Here is an 11,879-nt window from a genome sequence, read left to right on the forward strand (position 1 = left end):
GCCGTGCCCGCTGCCGATGCTGCGGCCGCGGGCACGGCCGCCGACCCCGCCCGGCCCCACGGTGCGGCCTAGACTCGAACCCGTGGCATCCCACCCCTCCGATCACGAGCCGAACCGGGCCGACCTGCACAAGGATCCGTCCCGCGTGAGCGGCATGTTCGACCAGGTCGCCGCCGGCTACGACCGCACCAACACCGTGCTGAGCATGGGCAACGACCGGTTCTGGCGGGCTGCGACCACCCGTGCGGTCGATCCCCGGCGCGGTCAGCGCATCCTCGACCTGGCGGCCGGCACCGGCGCGTCGAGCGTCGCGCTCGCCGGCCGCGGCGCCGAGGTCGTCGCGGCGGACTTCTCGCCCGGCATGATCGCCGAGGGGGAGCGCCGGCACGGCCGCAGCGCGCCGGGAGGCGGCATCCGGAATCTCTCGTTCGTGCAGGCGGACGCGACGGCGCTGCCGTTCGGGGACGACGAGTTCGACACGGTCACGATGTCGTTCGGGCTGCGCAACGTCAACGAGCCCAAGCAGGCGCTGCGGGAGCTGCTGCGCGTGACGAAGCCCGGCGGGCGGCTCGTGATCTGCGAGTTCTCGCAGCCGCCGTCGAAGGTCTTCAACGGGCTGTATCGCTTCTACAACGACCGCGTCCTGCCGGTGGTCGCGAAGAGCGTGAGCTCCAACGCGGAGGCGTACGACTACCTCAACGAGTCGATCCGCGACTGGCCCGACCAGCGCACGCTGGCGGCGTGGATCCGCGAAGCCGGCTGGACGGACGTGGCTCACCGCAACCTCTCCCTGGGCATCGTCGCGCTGCATCGGGCGACCAAGCCTCGGGACGCAGCCACGAAGGCGGCGGACGGCGCGGGGAAAGCCCTGGCCTAGTGCCGATCGGCGCCGGCTGGACCAGGACGAAACGCGCCCCCGGTAGGCTGGGCGTGTGACACCGACAGCGCCGGGCTCCCATATCGCGGGCAAGCTGGGCCTGACCGACCGCATCTTCGCGGGGGCGCGATCGCGCAGCCTGCTCAAGACCGTCGAGGCAGGCCTGAAGCGGGTCGACAGCGCGCTCGAGCGTGAACTGCGGGTGGCGGATGCCCTCGCCGACGCCACCAGCCGCTATCTCTACGACGCCGGCGGCAAGCGGGTGCGGCCCATGCTCGCCCTGCTGACGGCGCAGCTCGGCGACGGCGCGACCGACGAGGTCATCCAGGCAGCGACGGCGCTGGAGATGACCCATCTCGGATCCCTGTACCACGACGACGTGATGGATGCCGCCGACAAGCGCCGCGGTGTGCCCAGCGCCCACGCGGTGTGGGGCAACAACGTCGCGATCCTGACCGGCGACCTGCTGTTCTCACGTGCGAGCCAGATCATGGCCCGCCACGGCGAGCGTGCTATCCGGCTGCAGGCCGACACGTTCGAGCGGCTCGTCCTCGGTCAGATGCACGAGACGGTGGGCCCGTCCGAGTCCGACGACCGCGTCGAGTTCTACCTCAAGGTGCTCTCCGACAAGACCGGCTCCCTCATCGCCGCCGCGGCTCAGTCGGGCGTGATCTTCTCGAACGGGCCGGCGGAGTTCGAGGCGCCGATGGTGACCTTCGGCGAGAAGGCCGGCGTCGCGTTCCAGCTTCTCGACGACGTGATCGATCTGTCCGCCGACCCCGATGAGACCGGCAAGGTGCCGGGCACCGACCTGCGCGCCGGCGTGCCCACCATGCCGTATCTCGTGCTGCGCGAGCGGAAGGACGCCGCATCGATCGAGCTGCGCGAGCGGATCGACGACGGCGTCGCACGCATCGCCGACGGCGCCGATCCCTCGATCCTCGACGAGCCGCTCGCGCGGCTGCGCGACCACGAGGCGACCGAGGCCACCCTCGACCTCGCCCACGCCTGGTCGAGCCAGGCGATCGACGCCCTCGAACCTCTCCCGGACGGCGCGGTGCGCGAGGCGCTCACCCGATTCGCGCAGGCCGTCGCCGACCGCTCCAGTTAGACGTTCCCGCGTTTCGTCTCGCTTCGCTCGCTCAACGACCGGGGACTGCGACGAGCCGAGTCCCCGAAAGGACCCCCATGACCAAGCTCCGGCTGGCGATCGTCGGTGCAGGACCGGCAGGCATCTACGCCGCCGACATCCTGCTCAAGGCCGAGCGGAAGTTCGACGTGTCGATCGACCTGTTCGAGCAGCTGCCCGCCCCGTACGGGCTGGTGCGCTACGGGGTCGCGCCCGACCATCCGCGCATCAAGGGCATCGTCACGGCACTGCGCGAGGTGCTCGACCGCGGCGACATCCGCATCTTCGGCAACGTCCGGTTCGGTGAGGACATCACCCTCGATGACCTGAAGCACCACTACCACGCCGTCATCTTCGCCACCGGTGCCATCCGCGACACCGACCTCGACATCCCGGGCATCGACGCCGCCGGCTCGTACGGCGCCGCCGACTTCGTGAGCTGGTTCGACGGGCACCCCGACGTGCCGCGCGAGTGGCCGCTGGATGCGGCATCCGTCGCGGTCCTCGGCAACGGGAACGTGGCCCTCGATGTGTCGCGGATGCTCGCCAAGCACGCCGAAGACCTGCTGCCCACCGAGATCCCCGACAACGTCTACGAGGGTCTCGTGACGTCGCAGGTGACCGACGTGCACGTGTTCGGACGCCGCGGGCCCGCGAACGTGAAGTTCACTCCGCTGGAGCTGCGGGAGCTCGGCGAGCTGCGCGACGTCGACATGGTCGTCTACGACGAGGACTTCGACTACGACGACGCGGCACGCGCCGCCATCGCGAGCAACAAGCAGGTCATGGTGATCGACCGCGTGCTGCAGTCGTGGCGCAAGCGCGACTCGGTCAACAACGCCGGCGGCACCGCATCGCGCCGCCTGCACCTGCACTTCTACGCGAAGCCTGTCGAAGTGAAGCAGGATGCCGAGGGCCGGGTCTCCGCGCTCGTCTACGAGCGCACGCGTCCCGACGGAGAAGGCGGCGTCGTGGGCACCGGGGAGCTGCGCGAGGTGCCGATCCAGGCCCTCTACCGTGCCGTCGGCTACTTCGGCTCACCGCTGCCGGGCGTGCCCTTCGACAAGCGGCACGGCGTCATCCCCAACCGCGAGGGCCAGGTGCTGAGCAAGGACTCGAACCAGCGGGTCAACGGCGTGTATGCGACCGGGTGGATCAAGCGCGGACCCGTGGGCCTGATCGGGCACACGAAGTCCGACGCCATGGAGACGATCCGCCACCTCATCAACGACCAGGGCACGTGGTGGCAGCCGGCGGACCCGTCGGAGGAGTCGATCCCCGAGCTGCTGGCCTCTCGCGGCGTGGCATGGACCGACCTGGAAGGGTGGCACCGCCTCGACGAGCACGAGGTGGCGCTGGGAGCGCCGCGTGAGCGGGCCCGCGTGAAGGTCGTGCCGCGCGACGAGATGGTGACGATCTCCCGCGGCGAGTGAGGCCGTCCGGCGGCTGGGCCGTGAGCGCCGGTCGCTGAGCCTGTCGAAGCGCACCGCACCCTAGGCTGAGGCCATGGCCGGGACGACTGCGGCGTGGGCACCCGACATCCTCGGGGAGCCGTTCGAGCAGCTGACGCTGCCGCTCGGCGTGGCCGGCGAGCACGGCGATCTCGTCGCCACGCTGGTGCGCAGCATCCCTCACCCGCTCGCGATCCCGTTCGCGCCGCTGCGCGACGTCGACGTGCTGTACGTGCACGGCTGGTCGGATTACTTCTTCCAGCGCGACCTGGCGCGGTTCTGGACGCAGCGGGGCGCCCGGTTCTACGCGCTCGATCTGCGCCGCTACGGACGCAGCCTGCGGGAGGGGCAGTCCCCGGGCTACATCGACTCGCTCGAGGACTACGACGTCGACATCGAGGCGGCTCTGGAGGCCATGGGCCACCACCCGGCGGCGGGCAGACGACGCCGGGCGCACGGCGTCGCCAAACCGGACAGGCCGGGCGCGCGGAACGGCCGCCGGCTCGTGCTGATGGGGCATTCGACGGGCGGCCTGACTCTCACGCTCTGGGCCGACCGTCATCGCGGCCGTGCCGACGCCCTCGTGCTCAACAGCCCGTGGCTCGAACTGCAGCTCGGCCCTCTCGGCCGTCAGGCGCTCGCGCCGCTGGTCGACATGAGGGCCCGTCTGGATCCGCGCGGGACGCAGCCGGCTGTCGACTTCGGGTTCTACAGTCGCGCGCAGAGCGAGATCGGCACGCTTCCGGACGGCGAGCAACGCGCACTCTGGCGGCCCGACCGCGGATTTCCCACCGCCCCCGGCTGGCTTTCGGCGGTCATGGCGGGCCATCGCCGCGTGGCGGCCGGCGTCGACGTCGGCTGTCCCGCGCTGGTGCTGCTGTCGAAGGCCTCGACGGCGCCGCTGTCGTGGCGGCCGTCGATGACGTCGACGGACTCGGTGCTGGTCGTCGACGACATCGCGCGTGCGGCGACGCGCATCGGCGGACTCGTGACGCTCTCGCGCATCCGCGGTGCGATCCACGACGTCTTCTTGTCGCGCGACCGAGCCCGCACGGCGGCGTACGATGCTCTCGACCGTTGGGTGAACGGCTACGTCGTACCGGACTGACGGACGGAAAATGTCCCCCGAAGAGGGGACAGCGCACTCCTAGGAACCGGGGTTACCCTTTAAGGGAGATGTCCCCAGCATCTCAGGGAAGGCCCTCCCCAAGAATCCTTCCCGAACCGTCGCCCAGCGCCGCTGACCGGGGGGTTGGTAGCGAGAGCAGGCGACGACAGGCCCCGGGTGTCCCCAGCACCCGGGGCCTTTTATCGTCTGCTCCGTGTCGTGGTCGGCGGCGTTCCCCGCGTGAGCACGCGTACGAGCAGCACGTAGGTCGTGATCGACAGCACGTAGCCGACGACGTACACCACGAGCTCCTGGGCGAGGAAGCGGCTGTAGATCAGCTCGCCGTCGACCACCGCGGGCGCGTTCTGTCCGAGGAGGTAGGCCGCCGTCTGCCCGGCGGCGAAGATCGCCAGCAGCGCGAGCACGGCGAGCAGCGCGAGCCAGATCCGCGCCCGCCACACCCGCGCGGCCGCCGCCATCGCGGTGGTCGCCGTCCACGCCGGCACCTCGGGGTCGAGCCACCCGTTCACCATCGGGATCAGGATGATCGCCGCGATGAACGCCGCGTTGAGCAGGGGGCCGCCGATGCCGCTGAACGCCGCGGTGCCGGCATCCCCGCGCACGAGCGGCGGGATCAGCAGGACCACGAGAACCGGCAGCGTCGCGACCACGGCCGACATCGCGGCCCGGAGAAAGCGCATGGCCCGAGTGTAGGGGCGGCGACGATGCCGAGACGTCGCACCCTCACGAGGCGAGGGTGAGGATCGCCGAGGCGACGGCCTTCGGGGACGAGTGCTGCGCGACGTGGTGGTGTCGCGGGATGAGCACGAGCTGGGCCGAGGGAGCGCTCCGGCGAAGCCGCCGGCACCATTCCAGCCCGGCGATCGGGTCGGCACCGCCCCGGATGAGCAGCAGGGGCACCGCGAGGTCGGGAACGCGCTCCTCCAGCCGGTAGGCGAGCATGTGCCGCAGCTGCGTCAGATACCAGGGGATCCCGCAGCGCAGATAGTCGGTGAACACGATCACGTTCACGGACGGCGGCTCGCCCAGGGTGTCGACGGCGAGCGCCCGCGTCTGGCCGATCATGGTCCGGTGCCGGTCGTCGGCGACCGGGCCCATCGCCACCACCGTCGTGACGAGATCGGGGCGTTGGAGAGCCGTCTCGACGACCCACTGGGTTCCCATCGAATGTCCCAGGAGCACGACGGGCCCGACGCCTAGTCCCTCCAGGACGAGCCCGAGCGCGCGCGCCATCTCCGGCACGCCCAGGTCGCGGCGGGGCTTGGGCAGTCCGCCGAAACCCGGCAGATCGATCGAGATCACCGTGCGACGCGCTGCTGCCAGACCGTTGTGCAGGCGGGAGAGGTAGCGGTGGGAGACGCCGATCCCGTGCACGAGCACGATCGCGGGCTCGCGGCTCGCCGGCGCGACGGACGACAGCACACGGAATACGAGGTCTCCGACGTCGACGCGCCGCTCGGCGGGGCGCACTCGGTCGGGCATCTGCGTCTCGCTGCGCGGTGACCGCATGCCACTCCTCGTCGACGCCATCCGGTCATGCTACGGCGTGGTCGCGCCGTCCCGGTGCGGTTGACAAGCCCCCTGCCCGACGCCTCTTCGTCGCCTTCCGCTCGCCCGGTGTTCACCCGGCACGGCCAGCGTGTCGAGCGGGCGTGCTCCCGGATCCCCACCGGGAGGCTGCGCCTCCCATTCCCAGACGAAAGGACGGCGCGCGCATGCGGCCGAGTTCGAGACGCCCTGACCCCAGCGGGGCGCAACGCACGCACTGGACGAAGACGGGGGTGACGGCTGCGGGTATCGCGGCCGCGCTGCTCGTCACCGCACTGGCGGCGCCCGCGGCATCCGCCGCGCCGCTCCCCGCGGCGAAGCCCGCCCCCGAGGCGCCGCCGACCGCACCCGCCCTGACGCCGGCGGAGGGCGCATGGCTCGAGGGGACGGTGACGGTCGCCGCCGACGCCACCGCCGCGGGCGACCCTGTGACGTCCCTCACGATCGACGATCAGGCCGTGACCGCCACGTCGACGCCGGGCCTGTCGCACCTCCGGTTCGACGTGGGCAGCAACTCGGCCGCCCTGACGTACGCGAACCACCTCGTCGTGAACGGGCACCGCATCGACCAGGACCGCACGTGGGTGTCCGAGCGGGTCGACATCCCGGTGCCGAACGACTGGCTCGTCACGGGCGAGAACACGGTCGAGATCTTCGCCGGCACCGCGGACGCGGCCTGCGGGGTGAACTACGACGACTTCGTCGTCACCGACGTCGCCCTCGAGCTGCTCGGCGAGGTCGCCGACGGTGAGGACAACCCGTTCACGCTCAACTTCGGGGACGGCGACTGCGGCACGCAGACCGGCGACATCACCCACGCGGAGCTCTCGTTCTTCGTGCTCGGCGACCCGCTCGCCTCGACCGGGCTGACGGCGGAGGTCGACACGACCGCGCTGGCGAACGGACCGCACGAGATCGTCGCGACGACCGCCGCGGGCGGCACCGTCGCGCACGCCGTCTCGGTCAACAACGCGCCGGTCGGCGCGCCGCAGGTCTCACCGGAGGACGGCACCCTGACCCGTGGCGTCCAGACGGTTTCGGCGTCATTGCCGGCGAGCGGCGACGGCGGCGTCAGCGCCCTCACGGTCGACGGCGCCCCGGCGCCCGCGGCGGTGTCGCTCGGCGCCGGTTCGTCGATCTTCGCGTTCACGGTGGGCTCGAACTCGATCGAGCACCGCTACCAGAACCACCTGCTGGTCAACGGGCACAAGGTCGACATCCTCGGCGACTGGGTGAACCAGCGCGTCGAGGTGCCCGTTCCCAACCGCTACCTCGTTCCCGGTGAGAACGCCGTCGCCGTCGTCGCCGGCGACGTGAGCTCGAGCTGCGGCGCGAACCTCGACGACTTCACCATCACCGAACTCGCGCTGCAGGTGGGCGTGGGCACTGCGACGGGCCAGGATGTCGCGGCGTCGTACGCGATGGGTGACGGCAACTGCGGCTCCTCGACGACCGCTCTCGCCCGGGCAGACACGACGTGGACCATCGACGCTCCCGCCGTCTCCACGCTGCCGACCCTCGGTTCCGGCGAGGCGACGTTCAGCTTCGATGTCGGGACGAACTCGATCGATGACGTGTTCGCCAACATGCTCTACGTGAACGGCATCCCGCAGCTGCTCGGCGGCGTCTATGTCAGCGAGCGGGTCGACATCGTCATCCCGAACGAGTGGCTGCTCCCCGGCTGGAACACGATCGACATCGTGACCGGTACGACCGAGACCGGCTGCAACCGCGACGACTTCGCGATCTCGAACCTCGCGCTCACCCCCGGCTCGGGCACGGCGACGGGTCAGCGCCTGAAGCCGACGTATGCGATGGGAGACGGCACCTGCGGTTCGAACGTCAACTCGTTCACCGAGATCGACGTCCACTTCCTGGTGACGGATGCCTCGCCTCAGGGCCTGCGGGCCGAGCTCGACACCGCCGCGCTCACGGACGGTGCCCACACGGTCGCCGCCACGTCGACCACCGGTGAGACCGCGACCCGTCAGCTGCTGACCGACAACAGCGCTCCGGTGATCTCCTCCAGCAGCCCCGCGGCCGGCACGACGATCACCTCGTCGGTGGCGCTCGACGTGCAGCTCGAGGACGCCTCCGGCCTCATGGGAACGCCCGAGCTCACGCTCGACGGCGCCCCGGTCGCTCTCGGCGATCTCGTGGGGCCGGGCCTCTCCGCCGGTCAGCACACGGTCGCGGTGACGGCGACCGACTCGCTCGGCAACTCGGCGCAGCGCGAGGTGGTGTTCTCTTCGGCGGGCATCCCCGACGTGCCGGCGGCACTCACGCCGACGACCGGCACGGGCGGCGTCTCGGGGTCGGTGACCCTCGGCGCGACCGTCGGCGAGCCCGGCGGCGGCGACGTCACGGCGACCTTCTCGCAAGCTGAGATCCTCACGCCGAACCAGGGATGGCAGGGCACGTCGACCGACGTCCCGACCACCCTCGCGATCGACGGCGAGTCGAACATCGGCTCGACGAAGTCGCTGGCTCCCGGTGATGGGCGCACGCTGGACGCACCGGTGGGCCGCGACGTCACGTACCAGCGGTTCGACGTGCAGCTCAAGGGCCAGGTCGCCGATCCGGTGCTGCGTTGGGAGGGGGTCATCGACCCCACCCGCGTCGTGGCGCTGCGCGCGTGGAACCTCCAGGCGGCGGCGTGGGACGTGCTGGCGAGTGCGCGAGGCGCCCTCGAGGGCAACACGGTGCTCACCTCGCTCGTCGACGCCCGCTACATCGACGGTCAGCAGGTGCACGTCATGATCACCGGCGAGGACCCCTTCGCCGATGAGATCGACCCCGGCGAGGAGGGCTTCGCCGACCCGGCGTCGTACGACTTCTCGATCGCCCACTTCACCGACACGCAGTATCTGTCGGAGGGGGCCGTCGAGCAGGAGACGGCGGCCGAGCGCGCGATCTGGGAGAAGGCGTACGGCGACACGACCCGCTGGATCGCCGACAACGCCGAGACCCGCAAGATCGAGTACGTCGCACACACCGGCGACATCATCGAGAACAACATCCGCACGCCCGCAGACGAGGCGATGATGCAGCAGGTGGTCGGCGAGTTCGAGCTGTCATCGCGCCAGCAGGCGATCCTCGACGACGCCGGCGTCACCAACCAGGTGATCGCGGGCAACCACGACAACCGCTCCGGCACCGAGAACGGTCCCGAGGCCATGTACAACCAGTACTTCGGCCCCGACCGCTACGAGGCGGCGGATGACGTGTGGGTCGACGCCGAGTACGGCGGACCCTGGCGCGAGGGCGACAACCAGAACAACTACACCCTGTTCTCGGCCGGCGGCCTCGACTTCGTGGCGGTCGGCCTCTCCTACGGCGTCACCACCGAGGAGAGCGCGTGGGCGTCGGAGATCTTCGCCCGGTACCCCGACCGCAACGGCATCCTGCTCTCGCACGACTACCTCGCCGCGAGCGCTCAGACCGACGGACGCAATTCGGGCTACGCGGCTCCCGACGGGGCCCTGCTGTACAAGAAGATCGTCGAGCCCAACCCGAACGTGTTCCTCATCCTCGCGGGACATATCCACGGGGTGGGCACGAACGTCAAGCCCGAGGTCGGCCAGGTCGGGCACGGGGTCGTCGAGCTGCTGGCCGACTACCAGGCGTTCACCGTCTCGGCCGAGCAGCTGGGTCTGACGGAGATCGGCGGGTACGCCCCCACCGACCAGCTGCGGTTCGGCGCCAGCTTCCTGCGCCTGCTGCAGTTCGACGTCGACCGGTCGGAGATGCTCGTCGACACGTACTCGCCGTTCCTCGGCGAGTTCGGCGCCGACGAGTACGACCCGGCGCTGCGCTACCTGCCGGAGGCCGACAACATGGTGCTGCCGGTCGACCTCACCTCGCGCACGACGAGCTTCCGCACGGACTCGCTCGCGCTGTACAACCCGATCGCGGTCATCGGCGAGACGACCGCGGCGTCGGGTGAGGTGGCATCGGTCACGTGGTCGGGGCTGAAGAAGAACACGGCCTACGCGTGGTTCGTCGTGGCGCGGTCGGCCGGCGGCGGCGAGACGCCGTCCCTGCCGAGCGTGTTCGTGACCGGCGACAAGGCCGCGGCTCAGACGCAGGTCACCCCGGAGCTGGCGCCGTACGCGACGCCGACCCCCACGCCGACCCCGGCACCGACGCGGTCGCCTGAGCCGACGCCCAGCCCGTCGACGACTCCCGCCCCGGAGCCGTCGGCGACGGGTGAGCGGGCGCCTGCTTCGTCCGACTAGGCGAAGGGTGGGAGGGCCCGTTCCCCGCTGCACGGCGGGGGACGGGCCCTCCGTCCGCGTCATCCGTGGGTGTTCCGGATGCTGTTCCGGCGATTGCCCCGCTCACGTGCACGAACGACCAACACCCTGACTTGGAAGGAGCCCGGTTGACCGCGCTGATACGCCGCCATCGGACCACCTGGATCGCCGTCGGGATCGCCGTGGCTGCGGCATCCGTCCTCCTGGCCCCTGCCGCGGCGCACGGCCACGGCTTCACCACGACCGTGTACGTGGACGCGACGGCACCGGAGCCGGGGGTCGTCCGCGCCGAGATCGGGCTGGAGTACGACCTCCTGGTGCTTTCCGCGTCCGCCGCCGAGGACGCACCGGAGTTCTTCGAGGACGGCATGGACGTCTTCGGCACCGGCGAGGAGGCTGAGGCGCTCACCGCGCATGCCGACGCGATCGTCGACTACGTGACCCAGCGGCTCGAGCTCACGGCAGACGACGTGCCGTGCCTGCCCGAGCGAGCCGGCGCGCTCCGAGTCGACGAGCGGCACGACGTGCCGTACGCCGTGCTCACCCTCGACTACGGCTGCGAGCCGGCCGCCGCGCACGAGCTGCGCAGCACGCTCTTCCCCGACGAGGAGGGATTCGTCCGCGGCACGGTCACGATCGTCGACTACGAGGTGGATCACACCGCGGGCAGCGCGACATTGACCCGCCAGGATCCGGCGTTCAGCACGGAGCAGACGCTGCTCGAACGACTCGGGCGGTTCTTCGTGCTCGGGTCCGAGCACCTGCTCTTCGGCATCGACCACATCCTCTTCCTCCTCGCCCTCATCGTCGGCTCCCGCCGTCTGCGCGACATCGTGCTCGCGGCGACCGCCTTCACAGCGGCGCACTCGGTGACGTTCATCCTCGCCGCGCTGGGAGTCGTGTCCCTGCCTGCCGCGCTCGTGGAGCCGCTCATCGCGCTCTCGATCGCGGTGGTCGGATGCTGGTACCTGTGGCGCGTGTGGCGTCAGCGCCGGGAGCCGGCCCAGCTCTTCGCGCCGACGACCGGCGGCGGGTTCGACCGCACACAGCTCGCACGATTCGCCGTGGTCTTCCTGTTCGGGCTGCTCCACGGAGTCGGCTTCGCCGGCGCCCTCGGCATCCACGAGCCGTCGTCGTGGTCGCTGCTCGGTGCGCTGCTCGTCTTCAACCTGGGGATCGAAGCCGTGCAGGTGGCGATCATCGTCGTGACATTCCCGATCCTGCTCGCGCTCCGCAAGGCGGCCCCGAGGACGGGTCTGGTCGTCGGCGTCGTCATCGCCGCGGCCGTGACGCTCATGGGACTGGTCTGGTTCGTGCAGCGCCTGCTCGGGATCGGGTAGCGCGGGGGAGCGGCCGAGGCGCCTCCCTCGTCGGAATCGCCGCTCAGCGGTGTTGCGTTCGCTGCATGCGTCGACCGCGACGGAGACCCTCTCGCGAACCCGCGTGCGTCGGAAGCAGGTCGTCTTCGGCGCGCCGCGGCCCGAGTGGA

The 11,879-nt window shown here is 70.8% G+C and carries 8 protein-coding genes; 6 read left to right on the top strand and 2 right to left on the bottom strand.

All coding sequences use genetic code 11. The annotated features are described in order from the left end of the window. Window positions 1–82: 82 nt before the first annotated feature. From ubiE to ACI3KY_RS03795, 4 genes are all read left to right on the top strand, one after another. Window positions 83–877, top strand: coding sequence for a bifunctional demethylmenaquinone methyltransferase/2-methoxy-6-polyprenyl-1,4-benzoquinol methylase UbiE (gene ubiE, locus ACI3KY_RS03780; RefSeq protein ID WP_404928873.1), 795 nt, complete (start codon window positions 83–85; stop codon window positions 875–877). Window positions 878–932: 55 nt separating this feature from the next. Then, on the top strand, window positions 933–1,988 hold the full coding sequence (locus tag ACI3KY_RS03785) for a polyprenyl synthetase family protein (RefSeq protein ID WP_404928874.1): 1,056 nt from the start codon (window positions 933–935) through the stop codon (window positions 1,986–1,988). 77 nt (window positions 1,989–2,065) lie between these two features. Continuing rightward, window positions 2,066–3,439: an FAD-dependent oxidoreductase gene (locus ACI3KY_RS03790; protein WP_404928875.1), complete on the top strand. Its 1,374-nt coding sequence runs from the start codon at window positions 2,066–2,068 to the stop codon at window positions 3,437–3,439. A 73-nt stretch (window positions 3,440–3,512) separates the two neighbouring features. Further along, entirely contained in the window at window positions 3,513–4,565 is a 1,053-nt protein-coding gene (locus ACI3KY_RS03795) for an alpha/beta hydrolase (protein WP_404928876.1), read from the top strand. A gap of 200 nt (window positions 4,566–4,765) precedes the next feature. Here the strand turns inward: ACI3KY_RS03795 and ACI3KY_RS03800 are convergent, their stop codons facing one another. Next, window positions 4,766–5,266, bottom strand: a complete 501-nt coding sequence (locus ACI3KY_RS03800; protein WP_404928877.1) for a hypothetical protein — start codon at window positions 5,264–5,266, stop codon at window positions 4,766–4,768. 43 nt (window positions 5,267–5,309) lie between these two features. Next, window positions 5,310–6,095 (bottom strand): alpha/beta fold hydrolase, encoded by a 786-nt coding sequence (locus ACI3KY_RS03805; RefSeq protein WP_404928878.1) that lies wholly within the window; start codon window positions 6,093–6,095, stop codon window positions 5,310–5,312. A gap of 272 nt (window positions 6,096–6,367) precedes the next feature. Between ACI3KY_RS03805 and ACI3KY_RS03810 the strand changes: the two genes are divergently transcribed. Continuing rightward, window positions 6,368–10,372, top strand: a complete 4,005-nt coding sequence (locus ACI3KY_RS03810; RefSeq protein ID WP_404928879.1) for a metallophosphoesterase — start codon at window positions 6,368–6,370, stop codon at window positions 10,370–10,372. 146 nt (window positions 10,373–10,518) lie between these two features. Continuing rightward, entirely contained in the window at window positions 10,519–11,730 is a 1,212-nt protein-coding gene (locus ACI3KY_RS03815) for a HupE/UreJ family protein (protein WP_404928880.1), read from the top strand. Window positions 11,731–11,879: the final 149 nt, after the last annotated feature.

The sequence above is a fragment of the Microbacterium sp. ZW T2_14 genome (genome assembly GCF_044987405.1).
GTDB lineage: Bacteria > Actinomycetota > Actinomycetes > Actinomycetales > Microbacteriaceae > Microbacterium.